The sequence below is a fragment of the Mycolicibacterium gilvum genome, from assembly GCF_900454025.1.
Classification (GTDB): domain Bacteria; phylum Actinomycetota; class Actinomycetes; order Mycobacteriales; family Mycobacteriaceae; genus Mycobacterium; species Mycobacterium gilvum.
The window spans coordinates 3,401,856-3,418,394 of the sequence record NZ_UGQM01000001.1 but is presented as its reverse complement, the minus strand read 5'-3'; the positions used below and the strand labels follow the sequence as shown (position 1 = coordinate 3,418,394).

The window sequence follows — 16,539 nt, the reverse complement described above, 5'->3', positions numbered from 1 at the left end:
ACCCGGAAGGGAAGCGTCCATGGTCAACCAGGCAATCGGTGTGGCGCCCGCGCGGGTGTCCTCCCGGCAACCGCGGGGTGCCCGCCGCGATCCGGCGATCAAGGATGCGGTGCTGGCGGCCACTCGCACGCTGCTGGTCACGCGCGGCTATTCCGCGACCTCGATCGATCTGATCGCCGCGACAGCGAAGGTGGGCAGGCCCGCGATCTACCGGCGCTGGCGATCCAAGGCGCACCTCATCCACGAGGCGGCGTTTCCCGATCCCGCACCGGCCTCCTGCGACGACATCGTCGCCGAGGTCACCCGGATGTGTCGCGGCGCGTTGGAGATGCATGCGGATCCTGTTGTCCGGGAAGCGGTCCCGGGTCTTCTCGACGATCTGCGCCTGCAACCGGCGATGCGCAAGCTGATCGATGAACGGTTGGAAGCCGCGGCGCGCCGGCAGCTCGCCGGTCAACTGGGCGACGCCGTCGCGGACGGCACCGTCCGCCCATCGGTGAACGCGGACACGGTGATGGACGTGGTGGCGGGCGCCGCCTGGTACGCGGTCGTCGTCCGCAAGGTCACCGATCTCGATGCCGCGGCCACGCAGCTGGCCGACCTCGTGCTGCGCGGCGTGCTCGCCGGGCCTCGCCCTGCGACCTCCTAGAGTCGTCCGACCGCGCGCAGCCCGGCGAAGGTGTCGGCGATCGTGACGGCGGGGTCCCGCTGGGTCAGACCGAAATCGCGGGCACCGGGGGTGTCGTCGGATTCCGGCATCTGGGTGTAGTACTGCATGGCCGCGGAGTTGATCGGAGTCTCGAACGGCAGGTAAGGACCGACCACGTCGAGAAGGCGGCCCGCGCTGCGCAGTGCCACATCGGGTACCGGGTACACCAGGATCGACTGGTCGGCGGCGTCGCCGATCATCGAGGCCAGCTCCGACACCGAAACCCGTTGTCCTCCTGCCATGTAACGGCGGGGTCCACGCCCCGGTTCGAGCAGCGCGACATGCAGGTCGGCGAGGTCGCGCACGTCGATCACGATCCAGCCGGCACCCCGTCCGGGTACGCCGCGCATCTTCACCGACGCCTCGACGCCATCGGCGGCCTCGCCGAACTGATCGCCTGCGGGCGGCCCGAGCACCATTCCCGGGTAGGTGATGTTGACCGGCGCGCCGCCGTCCTGCAGGCCGCGCGCGTACGCCTCGACGGCGGCCTTGGACCTGCCGTAGCCGTCGCTGCCGCCGACGACGGGCAGGTCCGCGTGGAGCCGGTCGAGGTCGGGGCGGAACAGTGCGGTGAAGCTCGACACGTGCACGATGGGGTCGATGCCTGCGTGCGCGGCCCCACCGAGGATGTTGCGCGCGCCCTCAAGGTTGGTGTGCAGCATTTCATCGGCGCGACTCGGGTCGGTGGAGACCATTGCCGCGCAGTGGATCACGGCATCACAGCCGTCCAGTGCCGCGGCAGTGGCCTCGCCGTCGGCGATGTCACCGATCACGTGGTCGCTGATGTCGGCGCCGATCTCGGCGGCGCTGGTGGTCAGCCGGTCCGGGTTGCGGACGAGGAACCGCACCTGATGTCCCGCGTCCTGGGCGGCTTTGGCCGTCCAAGCGCCGACGAACCCCGTGCCTCCAGTGATCAGTACCTTCATCTGCCCTCCGTCGATGCCGAGTCGGAGGCTACCCGCAGTTGACGGCGGGTACACACACGATCACGCCGCCCCACTTGACGGCCGTCAAGTTTTTCGGCCGATCTGCCGGTGGCGGACCGGCCGCTGCTATACCTTGGCCGTGTGTGCTCATTGACGCGTCCGCAGTTGATCGAACGACCCGCCGATCTGACCGCCGAATGGCTGACCGACATCCTCGGCCACGGCCAGGTCGAGAGCTTCACCGTCGACCGGATCGGCACCGGACAGATGAGCGAGTGCTACCGCGTCGGGATCCGCTATGCCGGAGGCGGCGTCGGGCCGGCCTCGGTGGTGCTGAAAGTGGCCGCCGCCGAGCCGAGTAGCAGGCAGACGGGTCTGGCGATGGGCCTCTACGAGCGCGAGGTGCGGTTCTACACCGACATCGCACCCAGCCTCGGCGGTCCCGTCGCACCGTGCCACCACACTGCCTACGATCCCGATACCGGCGCGTTCGACCTGGTGCTCGCCGACGCCGCGCCCGCGTCGGTGGGTGACGAGATCCGTGGTGCGACAGCGGAGCAGGCGTCTCTGGCGATGACCCAACTCGGACTGGTCCACGGTCCGTTGCTGGGCAGTGAAGCGCTCGAAGGCGCCGACTGGCTCAACCGCGAGTCGCCGGTCAACCAGGGGCTGGTGGCCGCGCTCTACGCCGGATACATCGACCGGTACAGCGATCAGATCGCACCGGAACATCGAGTCGTCTGCGAGCGGCTCGTCGGATCGTTCGACGCGTACATGGCCGCCGAGGACGCCGCGGGCGGTCCGCGCGGTCTGGTTCACGGCGACTTCCGTCTGGACAACATGCTCTTCGGGCAGGACGGGTCCGACCGGCCGCTGACCGTCGTGGACTGGCAGACCGTGACCTGGGGCCCGGCCTTCACCGACGTCTCCTACTTCCTCGGGGGGTCGTTGCCGATCGAGGAGCGACGCGCGCATTACGACGAGCTCCTCGCCGCCTATCACCGCGCGCTGGGCGAAGCGACGGGAGTCTCGTTGGACGACGTCCGCGAAGGTGTGCGCCACCAGAGCTTCTTCGGGGTGCTGATGGCCATCGTGTCGTCCATGCTGGTCGGTCGGACCGAACGCGGCGACGAGATGTTCATGGCGCTGATCGCGCGCCACTGCCAACACGTCCTGGACACCGATGCGCTGGCGATCCTGCCCGCCCCGTCGACGCCGGAACCGTTGCAGCCCAACGCCGATGACGAAGGCAGGCACGCGCCGACCGAAGAGCCGTTGTGGAGCGAGAGCTGGTACTTCGACTTCGCGGCACCGAGTCAGGACATCGGCGGATGGATCAGGCTCGGCCTGATGCCCAACGAGGGGCACGCGTGGGTCAACGGACTGCTGTGCGGCCCGGGCATGCCGACGATCGCCGCACTGGACTTCGAGGCGCCGTTGCCCGAGGAGCACACGCGTGTGCACGGGCAGGACATCGAACTCGAGCAGACCGTGATCGAGCCTCTCCAGACCTATCAGGTCACGGTGCGCGGCAGGGGACAGGCTCACGACGACCCCGCCGCACTGCTCCGCGGCGAACCCGGACGTGATGTCGAGGTGACCATGGACCTGACCTGGACGAGCGTCGGGCAGCCCTACCAGTACCGCGTCTCACCGCGCTACGAGATCCCGTGCACGGTGACCGGCACCGTCAGCGCGGACGGACACACCTACGAGTTCGACGCGGTCGCCGGTCAGCGTGACCATTCGTGGGCGGCGCGGGACTGGTGGGCGATGGACTGGGTGTGGAGCGCCTTCCATCTCGAGGACGGTACCCACATCCACGGTGTCGAGATCCTGATCCCGGGCGCCCCGCCGATGTCCATCGGATACCTTCAGCGGGCCGGTGAGCCCCTCGTCGAACTGTCCTCGGTCAGCGCGCAGACGACGTTCGCGGACAACGACTTACCGCAGTCGGCTGTGCTCGATTACGGTGACCTTCGGGTCGACGTCACGGTCCGCGGGCACGCTCCGGTACTGCTGACCTCGGCGGACGGCAGGCTCAGCCAGTTCCCGCGAGCGTGGGCGACGGTCACCACCGACGACGGACGGACGGGCGCCGGGTGGATCGAGTGGAACCGCAACCTGGCTCAGCCCGACGGATGATTCCAGGGTGAGTCGGCCAGCGGCGCCGGTGCCGGAAGCCGTGATTCGGGCAGCGGCGGAACCGCTTTGAGCAACGGGTTGCGATCCCGCAGTGCGCCGGATGTGCGTCCGCGGCCCCAGCCCACCATCTCGCGGTACCCACCGGGCAGTCCGTGCCGGATGACGGTTGCCTCGTCGGAGTGCGGACTGTCCGGTCCCGCCGGTGCCGACACGGGGGAGACGTACAACGCGTCGACGGGGCAGTAGGCCTCGCACATGAAGCAGGTCTGGCAGTCCGACTGCCGGGCGATCACCGGGATACCGTCGTCACCGCGGTCGAACACGTCGGTGGGGCACACCGTGATGCAGACGTCGCATGCGATGCAGGCCGAGGTGCTGACGATCTCGATCACGCGACCGCCTCCGACGAGATCAGTTCGGGCAGAACCGGATCGGGGATCGTCCACACCGTGTCCAGCCCGCCGACGAGAATCCGGTGGGACAGCCGATGGTCGGTTCCGGGCAGGTCCTCGCGACGGTGGATGCCACGGGTCTCGGCGCGGGCCAGCGACGCCGCGGTGATCCACCGGGCCGCGGCGACCAGGGCCACCGCCTGACGCGGCTTGTAGGCGTCCCTGGCGGGGACCGGGGCGAGTCCGGCGGCGATGTCCGTCCACAGCTGCTCCAACACCCCGGCGGACTCGGTCAGTCGTACCTGCGACTTCAGGTGACTGCGCATCGGGGGCAGGATGTGGTCCTGCGCGACGCGCACCACGTCGTCGACGGTGGGGGCATGCTGCGGTCCGGGTCGCAGGCCGACCCCGTCGACCTCGACGAAGCCCGCGAATGTGCGGCGGCGGCTGTACTCCGCGGCGCCGCGGCCGGCGAACGAACCGGACGCGATCGCCCACGATCCGTTATGGCTTCCGCCGCCGCTGATCGCGCCGGTGATCAACTCGCGGGTCGCTGCGTCGCCGGCGGCGTAGAGCCCGGGAACGCTGGTGGCGCAGTCGGGTCCGACGAGTCGCAATCCGCCGGTACCGCGCACCGAGCCCTCGTAGACCATCCGCAGCGGGTAGGCGGTGACGAACGGGTCGATGCCGGCTTTGTCCAGCGGCAGGAAGTAGTTCGGCTGCGCATCGCGCATGACCCGGCGGATGTGCTCGGGAGCCCGGTCGAGCCTGGCGAACACCCGCTGCCCGCGTGCCAGGGCCCGCTGGGCATCCCTGCGTCCGGCCAGGCCGCATTCGGTGGCGATGGGGTGGCCGTCCTCGTCATAGAAGCTGGCCCACGCCAGCATGCGGCCCTTGGTGTGGGTGCCCCACTCCGGCGCCAACGCGTAGGCGGTGCTGAACTCCATGCCCGACAGGGCGGCGCCCGCCTCCGCGGCCATCAGATATCCGTCGCCGGTGTCGACGTTGGTGCCCAATGATCCGGACAGGAAGGCGGTCCCGCCGGTGGCCAGCACCACCGCGCCCGCGCCGATCCGCCAGGGCCGTCCCGCGTCCTGGCGCGCGATTCCGGTCGCGCCGTTGACGATTCCATCCGAGTCGGTCGTCAGCGCGGTCGCCGGGTGATGGTCGAGAATGCGGACCCCGCTGCGGTGTGCCTTGCGCCGCATCCGGCGCATGTACTCGGGTCCCTGCAGGCTGACACGCAGCTGCCGGCCGTCGTCGCCGGTGGGGAACGGGTAGCCCCAGTCGGCGAGCTGCTCGATCCGATCCCAGGACGCAGACAGCACACGCGCCATCCACTCTGCGTCGGTGAGCCCTCCGGCGGCAGCTTCGCGCTCCCGAATGGACTCGTCGCGACGGGGACCGGGCGGGATCAGCCAGAGGTTGTTGCCCCCGGCGGCGGTCGCTCCGCTGGTTCCGCAGTAACCCTTGTCCACCAACGTGACCCGGCTGCCGCTCTCGGCGGCTGCGATCGCCGCCCAGGTAGCCGCGGGGCCACCGCCGATCACCAGGACGTCGGTCACGTGCGTGGCGGCGTCACCGGCTGCGGTCATGCCCGACCTCCTCCTTGACTCCCAGTTCAGCGAGCAGCTCACGGCGCAGCTCGTCGAAGCCGTCGTCGCCGCGGCTGCGCGGGAACGGCAGGTCCACCCGGCGATCCAGGGACACCGCGCCGTCGGACAGGACGACCACCCGGTCGGCGAGCAGGATCGCCTCGTCGACGTCGTGGGTGACGTGCAGAACCGCCATGCGCCTGCGCGCCCACAGATCGTGGAGCAGCCGATACATCTTGAGGCGGGTCAGCGCGTCCAGCGCGCCGAAAGGTTCGTCGAGCAACAGCAGGTCCGGTTCCCGCACCAGCGCCCGGGCCAGCGAGACACGTTGCGCCTCACCGCCGGACAGTGACAACGGCCAGGCGCGGGCCTTGCCCGACAGGCCGACCTCGTCGAGAGCGGCCTGTCCGCGGGCGGTCCTGCTGGGGGCGTCCGGGCCTGCCTCGGGCAGGGCGAACGTCACATTGGCCAGCGCACGGCGCCAGGGCAGCAGCCGCGGGTTCTGGAACACGACCGCCCGCGAGCGTGGCACGAGCACCGAACCGTCGGCCCGGTTATCGAGGCCGGCGAGGATGCGCAGCAGCGTGCTCTTGCCCGATCCGGAGCGGCCGAGCATCGCGACGAACTCTCCGCCGGCGATGTCCAGGTCGAGATCATCCAACACCTGCTGGGCGCCGAACGCGCGGTGCAGCCCGCGCACGGTGACCACCGGAGAACTCATGCGGTGGCCTCGAATCCGGCGAAACCGTTGCGCCAGGACAGCAGCAGGCGTTCGAGCAACCGGACCAGTGCGTAAGAGGCGAGCCCGAGCACCGCGTAGATCACGATAACCAGCAGGGAGACGTCGAACTGCAGGTTGGTCTGGGCGCGCGACATCAGGAAGCCGATGCCCTCGGTGGTGTTGATCATCTCGGCGAAGATCAGGCTCAGCCAGGCGCTCGACAGGCCGAGGCGAAGGCCCACAAGGAAGTTCGGCATCGCGCCGGGCAGGATCACCTGGGTGATGAGCGTCCCGCGTCTGGCTTCGAGGGTCTGGGCCATCTCGACGAGTTGCTGGTCGACCCCGCGGATGCCGGAGTAGGTGTTGATGTAGACCGCGATCGCGACGCCCATGGTGATGAGCACGATCTTCGGGCCTTCGCCGATGCCCATCCAGATGATGAGCAGTGGGGTGAGCGCGAAATTCGGTACGGCTTTGAGGATTTGCATGCTCCAGTCGAGCAGGTCCTCACCGGTGCGGGTGAGCCCTGCGAGCACGGCGAGGACCACGCCGACGGTGATGCCCAGTGCGGTGCCGATCAGCACCCGGGTGGCCGACGTGCCGACGTGGAGGGCCAGCCCGCCGTTGGTCAGCAGATGCCATGCGGTGACGGCGACGTCCGACGGGGGCGGGAACAGATCCGTGTTGAGAAGACCGGAGGTCGACCCGATGGTCCATACGGCCAGGATGGCCACCGGACCGGCCATCCGGCGCACCGGGCGGGGAATGCGCCCCCAGATGCTGCGACGGCCGCGATGGCCCGCGATGACGTCGACGAGCTGCGGGGCGTGAGCCTCGAGACGTTGTGATGCGGTCAGCGGAGCGGCGACGGCGGTCACTGCGTCGCTCCGGCCCACTCGCGCACGTCGAACGGGCTCTGCAGCGAGCCGTCGGCCTGCAGGAACTCGTACGCGGCCTGGAGCTGATCCACTCCCCGGGCTGGGAACGGTTCGGTGTTGAACTCGTCGGGCCGGGTGGACTCCGTGACGAACTCGACCTCCGTGCCGTCGGTCTGGGCGACCCAGGTCGCATACGCGTCGAAGTTGTCCTGAATGTCGCGGTTCACCGCGGTGACCGCCCTGCGCCAGGCGTCGGCGAATCCCGGGTGCCGATCGGTGAAGGTCGTCAGCGCGATATTGGTGCCGGTGTAGCCCAGGCCGTGCCGGGACAGGCTGTCTATGAGGGGAAAGCCTTTGTGCTGCAACTCGATTGCGCTGGCACCGCTGACGGCGGTGGCGGCGATCTCTCCTGAGCTCAGGCCCGCGATGGATTCCGGGGTGGGTACGTCGCGCACCTCGATCCGGCCGTTGAGCCCGGCGGCGTCGATCAGCTGTCTGGCCGACCGGTCCCGGACGGTGCCGTGCGGTGCGGTCACGGCCTTGCCGACCAATCCCTCAATGTCGGTCGGGCCGCCCTTGGCCCCGACGAGCCACACGTCGCTGTTGATCGAGTCGAGAGCCAGCAGAACCACTTTGGGGTCTTTACTGCGGGCGCGCAGCGCCGGGTTGTCACCGACCGCGGCGACGTCGACGGCACCGGCGAACAGAGCCGACGCGACATCGCTGCCGGACTGGAAGAACGAGTATTCGATCTTGTCGACGCCGGCGTCCTTCAACTGCTCGGCGAGGATGCCCTCCTTGTCACCCCAGCCCAGCGAGCCGGCCGGCGTACCGGTGGGGGAGGTGGCGCCGATACGCAGTGTGATGCCGCCGGACCCGTCGTCGCCGCTGCCACAGGCGACGGCCGTGCTGAGGACGGCAAGCGTCAGGACGGTGCGTGCGACGTGGCGGAACATGAGTGGGCCTCCGGGAGTGTCTTGCCGATGAGATCGGATCGACCCCAGTACATGCCGACACACCCCCGAAGACCACCGTTGCGATCAGCCTGACGAGAAGGCGGTGCAGACGGTGCTCAGCCGGTCGTGCTCTGGATCTGGATGAGGTTGCCGCACGTGTCGTCGAAGACGGCGGTGGTGACGGGACCCATGTTCGTGGGCTGCAGGGTGAAGACGACGCCGAGGCCCACCAGCCGTTCGTACTCGGCGTGCACATCGTCGACCCCGAACGCCGTGAACGGTATGCCGTCGGCGACGAGCGCGTCCTTGAACGGTGTCACAGCGGGGTGGGTATCGGGCTCGAGGACGAGTTCGGTGCCCTCGGCGTCCTCGGGCGAGACGACGGTGATCCATCGTGCGTCGCCCATCGGTACATCGTGCTTGACGACGAAGCCGAGGACCTCGGTGTAGAACCGCAGGGCCTTCTCCTGATCGTCGACGAGCAGGCTGGTGTAGGTGATTCTCATGACGGTTCCTCCTCCTGGGATCGGGGCGTCAACCACCGATCGACGATCGCGCGCAGCGGCGCGGTGTTGACGTAGTGGAATTTGTATCGACCTTCGCGGCGCGTCTCGACGAGCCCGGCGTCCTCGAGGATGCCGAGATGCTGTGACGTCGCCTGACGCGATGAGCTGATGCCGTGCTTGGTGGTCAGGCGTGCGCAGATCTCGAACAGCGTCTGACCGTTCCTGTCGAGAAGCTCGTCGAGGATGGTGCGCCGCGTGGGATCGGCCAGGGCTTTGAAGACGTCACCCACAACCCGACAATAGGCAAGCGTTCACTTGCCTGTCAACGGCCGAGCCGGCAAGACCACAGCCAACCTGCAGTGATCATGAAGCACATCGACTGTGCGGCACAGTGATCGTCGGCGCGCGGCGACACGTCCGTCGCGTCGATCGCCACGGTGTCGGTGGACTGCCCGCCGGGATAGGCGGGCAGCACCGGCAGCGCTACTTCGGTGGCATCCGGATTCCGCCGTCGACGCGGACGACTTCGGCGTTCATGTAGGAGTTGGTGAGCAGCTCGACCACCATCGACGCGAGCTCTTCCGGCTTACCGAGGCGGCGCGGGTAGAGCACGGACTCGCCGAGCTTGGCCTTGAACGCCTCCGAGTCCGGTCCTTCGCCGTAGATCGGGGTGTCGATCAGGCCCGGGGCGACGGTGTTCACCCGGATCCCGACAGCCGCGAGGTCGCGCGCGACCGGCAGGGTCAGGCCGACGACACCGCCCTTGGACGAGGAGTAGGCGGCCTGGCCGATCTGGCCGTCGAACGCGGCGACGCTGGTCATGTTCACGATCGCGCCGCGCTCACCAGATTCGGTGAGGTCCAGCCTGCTCATCGCCGTCGCTGCGAGGCGGATGCAGTCGAAGGTGCCGACGAGGTTGATCGCGAGCACCTTCTTGTAGGCGTCGAGGTTGTGGGCCGAGGCGAACTCGCCGTCCTTGCCGATCGTGCGCTGCGCCCAGCCGATTCCCGCTGAATTGACCAGCGCGCGAAAAGGTCCGAGATCGATGGCGGTGTTGACCGCGTCTTCGATCTGGGCGGTGTCGGTGACATCGACACTGACGTAGGCGCCGCCGATCTCGTGGGCGAGCTCCTGCCCGCGCTCTGCCTGCAGATCGGCGATGACGACGCGAGCACCCTGAGATGCCAGCAGCCGGGCGGTCGCAGCTCCGATGCCAGAAGCACCGCCGGTGACAATTGCGCTAGTTCCGTTGACGTCCACAGCCGAAGTGTAGAACAGGCCGTTTCGGGGGACCCGGCGCACCATCGTGCGGTGGGTTTGTCGAGACGACACCCGAACGGAGATCGGCGGCGTTAGCGTCTAACGTGGCACACGCGACGAAGTGGGAGGCCACCATGGGAGCTGCTGAAGGGTCGTCGGGCTGCAGGCCTGGACCGCCGGGCAACAGGAGGCGCAGGCTGCAGATCCTGATCGCAGGTCTTCTGATCGGCCTGTTCGGAGCTGTTCTGGCTCTCCCGGGAACAGCCGGGGCCGAAGGCGAAACCTACACGGTCGCCACCGATACGACCTTCGCGCCGTTCGAATTCCAAGATGCCAGTGGCGAGTTCGTCGGGATCGACATGGATCTGATCCGGGCCATCGCCGAGGATCAGGGATTCACCGTCGACATCAAACCGCTCGGCTTCGACGCCGCACTGCAGGCCGTGCAGGCCAACCAGGTCGACGGCGTCATCGCGGGCATGTCGATCACCGAGGAACGCAAGAAGGTCTTCGACTTCTCCGAGCCCTACTTCGAGTCCGGCATCCAGATGGCGGTGCTCGAGGACAACGAGGACATCACGTCCTACGAAGACCTGCGGGGCCAGCGGGTCTCGGTCAAGAACGGTACGCAGGGATCGGATTTCGCGAACTCGATCAAGGATCAGTACGGCTTCGAGGTGGTCTCGTTCGCCGACTCGTCGACGATGTTCGACGAGGTGAAGACCGGCAACTCGGTGGCCGTCTTCGAGGACTATCCGGTCCTGCTGTACGGCATCGCGCAGGGCAACGGGTTCAAAACCGTCACACCGAAGGAAGATCCGACCGGATACGGATTCGCGGTCAACAAGGGACAGAACGCCGAATTGCTGCAGAAGTTCAACGACGGCCTGGAGAACCTCAAAGCGCAGGGCCGCTACGACGAGATACTGCAGACCTACCTCGGTGAGGAAGCCGCGGAAAGCGACGACTCGCTGTTCGGGCTGATCAAGAGCACCAGCCCGATGCTGCTGGCGGGCCTGAAGATGACGATCATCCTGACCGTCGTCTCGATCTTCTTCGCGTTGATCCTGGGTGTCATCTTCGGACTGGCCAGAGTGTCCCGGTCCATCTGGCTGCGGGCCATCGGCACCACATTCGTCGACATCTTCCGGGGCACACCACTTCTGGTGCAGGCGTTCTTCATCTACTTCGGCATCCCGGCCACCATGGGGTTCCAGATGTCAGCGGTGACGGCAGGCATCATCACGCTGTCACTCAACGCGGGTGCCTACATGACCGAAATCGTCAGAGGCGGCATCCTCTCGGTGGACAAGGGTCAGATGGAGGCGGCGCGCAGCCTGGGAATCGGATACCTGCCCACCATGCGGAAAGTCATACTGCCGCAGGCGATACGCACCATGATTCCGTCCTACATCAACCAGTTCGTCATCACCCTCAAGGACACGTCCATCCTGTCGGTGCTCGGCATCGCCGAGCTGACCCAGAGCGGGCGCATCATCATCGCGGGCAACTACAAGGCGTTCGAGATGTGGCTGATCGTCGGCGTCATCTACTTCATCGTGATCATGGCGCTGACCAAACTGTCCGACCGGCTGGAGAGGCGGCTCGTCAAATGAGTGAACTGATAACCGAAGCCGCGGCCTCCGAGCCGGCCGGCACGGTGAAGATCCGCATCGAGGGGCTGAAGAAGTCGTTCGGCGATCTGGTCGTGCTGGACGGCATAGACACCACCGTCAGTCACGGCGAGGTCGTGTGCGTCATCGGACCCTCGGGATCGGGCAAGTCGACGTTCCTGCGATGCCTGAACAAGCTGGAGGACATCACCGGCGGCAGGGTCGTCGTCGACGAGTTCGATCTCACCGACCCGAAGATCGACCTCGACAAGGTGCGCCAGCACATCGGCATGGTGTTTCAGCACTTCAACCTGTTTCCCCACATGACGGTGCTGGAGAACGTCACGCTGGCGCCGCTTCTGACCAAGAAGATGGACAAGGCCGCGGCGGAGAAGAAGGCGCTGCAACTGCTCGATCAGGTGGGGCTGGCGGAGAAGGCGGGGGTGAAGCCGGCGACGCTGTCAGGTGGGCAGAAGCAGCGGGTGGCGATCGCGCGGGCCCTCGCGATGAACCCGTCGATCATGCTGTTCGACGAGGCCACCAGCGCACTCGATCCCGAGATGGTCGGCGATGTGCTGGAGGTGCTGCGCACGCTGGCGCGGGGCGGGATGACCATGGTGGTCGTGACCCACGAGATGGGCTTCGCCCGGGAGGTCGCATCGCGCGTGATCTTCATGGCCGACGGCCACATCGTCGAGGAAGGCCCGCCCGCGGAGATCTTCGACAATCCGAAGCATCCTCGGCTGCAGGAGTTTCTGTCCAAGGTGCTCTGACGCCCGGGCGGCGGTGCCGGGTGCGCTGTTCCCGGCCGAGACGAGCGAGGTAGGCGAGCGCGAATGCTGTGCCGTTGGCCAGCACGACCATCGGCCCGGACGCGGTGTCGAGGTAGTAGCTCGCGTACAGGCCGGTCAGTGCGCAGACCCCGGCGATCGTCGGTGCGATGAGCAGCATGCGGCTGAACCGCTCTGTGATCAGGTAGGCGGTCGCACCGGGAGTGATGAGCAGGGCGACCACGAGAACGACTCCCACGGCCTGCAGCGCCACGACCGCGGTCAGCGCGAGCAATCCGAGCAGGGTGGCGCCCAGCAGGCGGGGATTGAGTCCGATCGCGTGGGCGTGGTGGGGATCGAAGGCGTAGAGGGTGAAGTCGCGACGTTTGTAGACCAGGACCGCCATCACGACGGTGCCGAGGACGGCCACCTGGATGAGGTCGGCCCGGGAGACACCGAGCACGTTGCCGAAGATGATGTGGTTGAGATCGACCTGACTGGGCGTCACCGAGATCAGCACCAGTCCGAGCGCGAACAGGGTCGTGAAGACGACCCCGATGGCGGCGTCTTCCTTGGTGCGGCTGGTGTCTCGGACGACGCCGATGAGTCCGACCGCGACGAAGCCGAAAATGATGGCGCCCAACGCAAACGGTGCACCGACGATGTGGGCCAGCACGACGCCGGGAAGGACGGCGTGTGATACCGCGTCTCCCATCAACGACCAGCCGATGAGAACGAGCCAGCACGACAGCGTGGCGCACACAGTCGACGCGATGAGCGTCGTGACGGTGGCGCGGACCATGAACTCCAGCTGCAGCGGTTCGACGAGGAACTCGACGACGGTCATTGTCCCCCTCGGCTGCGGGGAAGGTCGAGACCGAAGGCCCGCGCGAGATTGCGGGGATCCAGGACGGTGTCGGGGTGGTCGTGCAGGAGAACGGTCCGCATCAACAGGATCGCCTCGTCGGCGAGCTCGGGCAGCGCGTTCAGATCATGGGTGGCGATGAGAACCGTTGCGCCGCTGTCGGCGAGGTCACGCAGCAGCCGGCAGATGGTGGCTTCGCTGCGTTTGTCGACGCCGGCGAAGGGTTCGTCGAGCAGCAGGAGTTCCGCGCCCTGGGCGAGACAGCGTGCCAGGAAGGCCCGCTTGCGTTGACCACCGGAGAGTCGGCCGATCTGGCGGTGGCGGAAGTCGGAGAGCTCGACGCGGGCCAACGCGTCGTCGACAGCGCGCCGGTCGACGTGGCGCGCCCGCCGGGCAGGGCCCATGTGCCCGTAGCGGCCCGTCATCACGACGTCGCGGACCGACAGCGGAAAGGTCCAGTCGATGGCCTCGCTCTGGGGCATGTACCCGACGACGCCCGCTCTGCGGGCACGTGCGGGGGAGGAGTCGTGGATGCGGACATCGCCGGTGTCCGAGCGCACCAACCCCATGATGGCTTTGAACAGCGTGGATTTCCCGGAGCCGTTCATTCCGACCAGCCCGCACACCCGCCCCGGGTGCAGCGTGAACGACGCGTCGTCAAGTGCGAGCACGGGCCCGTACCGCACGGTGAGGGACTCGACCTGAAGCGCCGGTGCGGCTGTCGTCACGACGCGCGGTCGGCGGTCAAGGCCGCCGCGATGGTGGTGGCGTCGTGGCGGATCAGGTCGAGATAGGTGGGAACCGGCCCGTCGGCCTCCGAGAGGGAGTCGACGAAAAGCACTCCGCCGAAACGTGTTCCGGTGGCTTCCACGACGCGCTGCATCGGTGCGTCGGAGACGGTGGACTCACAGAACACCGCGGGGACGTCGTTGGCGTCGACGAACTCGATGGTCGAGGCGATCTGTTGAGGGGTCGCCTGCTGCTCGGCGTTGACCGCCCAGATGTACTTCTCGGTCAGACCGGCATCGCGGGCCAGATAGGAGAAGGCTCCCTCGCAGGTCACCAGCGCGCGTTGGGTGGGCGGCAGCGCGTCGAGTCGCTCGACGAGCTCGTCATGGACTTCCTGGAGCTGGGTGCGGTAGGCGGCGGCGTTGTCGCGATAGGCCTGGGCGTGGTCGGGGTCGAGGTCGGCGAATGCGTCGGCCATGTTGTCGGCGTATATCTGGACGTTGAGCGGGGACATCCAGGCGTGCGGATTCGCCATCCCGGTGTACGCGTCTTCGGCGATCTCGAGCGGGGCGACACCGTCGCTGACAACGACGTGCGGGACGTCGATGCCGTCGACGAACCGGGCGAACCAGGCTTCCAGGTTCAGCCCGTTGTCGAGGATCAGATCGGCCCTCGCCGCTTTCCTGATATCACCGGGAGTGGGCTCGTAGCCGTGAATCTCCGCGCCCGGCTTGGTGATCGACTCCACGGTCAGATGGTCACCGGCCACGTTGGCGGCGATGTCGGCCAGCACGGTGAACGTCGTCAGCACCGTGGGCCGTGCGGCATCGCCGGTGTCGATCGGTGAGGAACACGCCACCATCGACGCGCAGCAGGCGATCGCCACCCACGTGGCCGGCCGGCCTCGCGCACGTCGGCTTGCGTGCCGTGCTCCCACCGCAGCCTCCTCCGTGATTTCGGGTCGCCGAAACTATATTCTTGGCGATACGAATCAGCAAGCAGGCCGCGGAGCTGCCCGTCGATCGAAGAGTGTCCGCCGCTGCGAACAGAGTGGGTGCGCTACACGCCGCCGCGTCGCAGCATCCGCCCCCGTGGGGTGGTGAAGTCGATCTTCGTGCCGCGCAGCCAGGTGCTCGCCACGACGCCGGCCACCGCGCGCCCGTCGTACGGCGTGATCGGATTCCTGTGGTGCAGTTTGTGCACGTCGACCACCTGCGCGGACTCCGGCTCGAAAATCGCGAAATCGGCGTCGTAGCCGAGCGCGATCTTGCCCTTGTTGTTCAAGCCGGCGAGTTCGGCCGGCTTGGCGGCCATCCAGTCGATCACCCGGGTGAGCGCCACATCGCGACGCTTCGCCTCGGTCCAGATCAGCGACAGACCGAGCTGCAGCGAGGCGACGCCACCCCAGGCCACGCCGAAGTCGCCGTTCTCGACGTCCTTGAGGTCGATCGTCGACGGTGAATGGTCGGAGACGATGCAGTCGATGGTGCCGTCGATCAGGCCCTGCCACAGCAGTTCCCGATTGGATGCCTCACGGATCGGCGGGCAGCACTTGAACGCGGTGGCGCCGTTGGGGATCTCCTCGGCGAGCAGTGTCAGGTAGTGCGGGCACGTCTCGACCGTGATCCTGACGCCGTCGCGTTTGGCCGTGGCGATCATCGGCAGAGCATCCGAGGACGACAGATGCAGAATGTGCGCGCGGGCGCCGGTCCATCGAGCGCGCTCGATGACCTCGGCGATCGCCACGTTCTCGGCGCCGCGCGGCCGCGATGCGAGGAAGCGACTGTATCGGTCGCCCTCGGCGGTGGGGGCGTGATCGATCGCGCGGGAGTCCTCGGCGTGCACGATCATCATGGAATCGAAGCCCACCAGGACGCGCATGTCCTCTTCCATCTCGTCGGCGTCGAGGTGGGGGAACTCGTCGACGCCGGAGTGCAACAGGAAGCACTTGAAGCCGAACACACCGTCGTCGTGCAGGCCGCGCAGGTCGCCGGTATTGCCCGGGATGGCACCGCCCCAGAAGCCGACGTCGATGTGCAACTTGCCCGATGCCGCTTCGCGTTTGGCGTTGAGTGCGTCGACGTTGACCGTCGGCGGAATCGAGTTGAGCGGCATGTCGATCAGCGTGGTCACGCCGCCCGCCGCGGCGGCGCGGGTGGCGGAGTCGAACCCCTCCCACTCGGTGCGGCCCGGTTCGTTGACGTGCACGTGCGTGTCGACGAGGCCGGGGATCATGACCTGCTCGTCGGTGAGCTCGACGATCTCCGCGCCGGGAAGACCGCTGCCCAGCGGCTCGATCGCGACGATGCGACCGTCGCGGATGCCGATCTCGCGGGCGACGATTCCCGCTGTCGTCAGCATGCGTTCACCGCGGACGACCAGGTCGAGATCGGCGTGATTCGACTGCTCGCGGGTATCGGCGGTCATGGGGCGTCTCCGTAGCTGCGAGATTAATTCCTCATGGTGGAACTAGG

The 16,539-nt window shown here is 67.5% G+C and carries 17 protein-coding genes; 4 read left to right on the top strand and 13 right to left on the bottom strand.

The annotated features are described in order from the left end of the window. Positions 1-19: 19 nt before the first annotated feature. Complete coding sequence (locus DYE23_RS15975; protein WP_115327616.1) at positions 20-649, top strand: TetR/AcrR family transcriptional regulator; 630 nt, start codon at positions 20-22, stop codon at positions 647-649. Here the strand turns inward: DYE23_RS15975 and DYE23_RS15970 are convergent. After that, a complete protein-coding gene (locus DYE23_RS15970) occupies positions 646-1,635 on the bottom strand; it encodes an SDR family NAD(P)-dependent oxidoreductase (protein WP_099961657.1) in 990 nt (329 codons plus the stop codon). The genes DYE23_RS15975 and DYE23_RS15970 overlap by 4 nt on opposite strands. Before the next feature lie 141 nt (positions 1,636-1,776). Here DYE23_RS15970 and DYE23_RS15965 point away from each other — a divergent pair, with 141 nt between their 5' ends. Then, positions 1,777-3,780 (top strand): DUF7064 domain-containing protein, encoded by a 2,004-nt coding sequence (locus DYE23_RS15965; protein ID WP_115327615.1) that lies wholly within the window; start codon positions 1,777-1,779, stop codon positions 3,778-3,780. Here the strand turns inward: DYE23_RS15965 and DYE23_RS15960 are convergent. The 8 genes from DYE23_RS15960 to DYE23_RS15925 form a co-directional block, all read right to left on the bottom strand. Then, positions 3,765-4,172, bottom strand: a complete 408-nt coding sequence (locus DYE23_RS15960) for a 4Fe-4S dicluster domain-containing protein (protein WP_011894033.1) — start codon at positions 4,170-4,172, stop codon at positions 3,765-3,767. The two genes, DYE23_RS15965 and DYE23_RS15960, sit on opposite strands and share 16 nt — an antisense overlap. Further along, positions 4,169-5,767 (bottom strand): FAD-dependent oxidoreductase, encoded by a 1,599-nt coding sequence (locus DYE23_RS15955; RefSeq protein WP_011894034.1) that lies wholly within the window; start codon positions 5,765-5,767, stop codon positions 4,169-4,171. Before DYE23_RS15955 ends, DYE23_RS15960 begins: the two co-directional genes overlap by 4 nt. Then, complete coding sequence (locus DYE23_RS15950; RefSeq protein ID WP_099961659.1) at positions 5,751-6,488, bottom strand: ABC transporter ATP-binding protein; 738 nt, start codon at positions 6,486-6,488, stop codon at positions 5,751-5,753. The genes DYE23_RS15955 and DYE23_RS15950 overlap by 17 nt, the downstream gene beginning before the upstream one ends. After that, on the bottom strand, positions 6,485-7,366 hold the full coding sequence (locus tag DYE23_RS15945) for an ABC transporter permease (protein WP_172527791.1): 882 nt from the start codon (positions 7,364-7,366) through the stop codon (positions 6,485-6,487). Before DYE23_RS15945 ends, DYE23_RS15950 begins: the two co-directional genes overlap by 4 nt. Further along, positions 7,363-8,322, bottom strand: coding sequence for an ABC transporter substrate-binding protein (locus tag DYE23_RS15940; RefSeq protein WP_115327613.1), 960 nt, complete (start codon positions 8,320-8,322; stop codon positions 7,363-7,365). The genes DYE23_RS15945 and DYE23_RS15940 overlap by 4 nt, the downstream gene beginning before the upstream one ends. Positions 8,323-8,438: 116 nt before the next feature. After that, positions 8,439-8,828, bottom strand: a complete 390-nt coding sequence (locus DYE23_RS15935; protein WP_011894038.1) for a VOC family protein — start codon at positions 8,826-8,828, stop codon at positions 8,439-8,441. Further along, positions 8,825-9,118, bottom strand: coding sequence for an ArsR/SmtB family transcription factor (locus tag DYE23_RS15930; RefSeq protein ID WP_011894039.1), 294 nt, complete (start codon positions 9,116-9,118; stop codon positions 8,825-8,827). Before DYE23_RS15930 ends, DYE23_RS15935 begins: the two co-directional genes overlap by 4 nt. A 193-nt stretch (positions 9,119-9,311) precedes the next feature. After that, positions 9,312-10,088, bottom strand: coding sequence for an SDR family oxidoreductase (locus DYE23_RS15925; protein WP_041788547.1), 777 nt, complete (start codon positions 10,086-10,088; stop codon positions 9,312-9,314). Positions 10,089-10,222: 134 nt separating this feature from the next. Here DYE23_RS15925 and DYE23_RS15920 point away from each other — a divergent pair, with 134 nt between their 5' ends. Both DYE23_RS15920 and DYE23_RS15915 read left to right on the top strand, forming a co-directional pair. Beyond that, a complete protein-coding gene (locus DYE23_RS15920; RefSeq protein ID WP_011894041.1) occupies positions 10,223-11,704 on the top strand; it encodes an amino acid ABC transporter substrate-binding protein/permease in 1,482 nt (493 codons plus the stop codon). Then, the gene (locus tag DYE23_RS15915) at positions 11,701-12,474 is read left to right on the top strand and encodes an amino acid ABC transporter ATP-binding protein (protein WP_011894042.1); all 774 of its coding nucleotides are present in this window, start codon (positions 11,701-11,703) and stop codon (positions 12,472-12,474) included. Before DYE23_RS15920 ends, DYE23_RS15915 begins: the two co-directional genes overlap by 4 nt. Here the strand turns inward: DYE23_RS15915 and DYE23_RS15910 are convergent. The 4 genes from DYE23_RS15910 to allB form a co-directional block, all read right to left on the bottom strand. Continuing rightward, positions 12,374-13,318: a metal ABC transporter permease gene (locus DYE23_RS15910; RefSeq protein ID WP_115327612.1), complete on the bottom strand. Its 945-nt coding sequence runs from the start codon at positions 13,316-13,318 to the stop codon at positions 12,374-12,376. The two genes, DYE23_RS15915 and DYE23_RS15910, sit on opposite strands and share 101 nt — an antisense overlap. Next, the gene (locus DYE23_RS15905) at positions 13,315-14,064 is read right to left on the bottom strand and encodes a metal ABC transporter ATP-binding protein (protein ID WP_011894044.1); all 750 of its coding nucleotides are present in this window, start codon (positions 14,062-14,064) and stop codon (positions 13,315-13,317) included. Before DYE23_RS15905 ends, DYE23_RS15910 begins: the two co-directional genes overlap by 4 nt. After that, positions 14,061-15,002 carry a metal ABC transporter substrate-binding protein gene (locus tag DYE23_RS15900; RefSeq protein WP_011894045.1) on the bottom strand — a complete coding sequence of 314 codons (942 nt, stop codon included), beginning with the start codon at positions 15,000-15,002 and terminating at the stop codon, positions 14,061-14,063. Before DYE23_RS15900 ends, DYE23_RS15905 begins: the two co-directional genes overlap by 4 nt. Positions 15,003-15,124: 122 nt before the next feature. Next, entirely contained in the window at positions 15,125-16,492 is a 1,368-nt protein-coding gene (allB, locus tag DYE23_RS15895) for an allantoinase AllB (RefSeq protein WP_115327611.1), read from the bottom strand. Positions 16,493-16,539 lie beyond the last annotated feature (47 nt).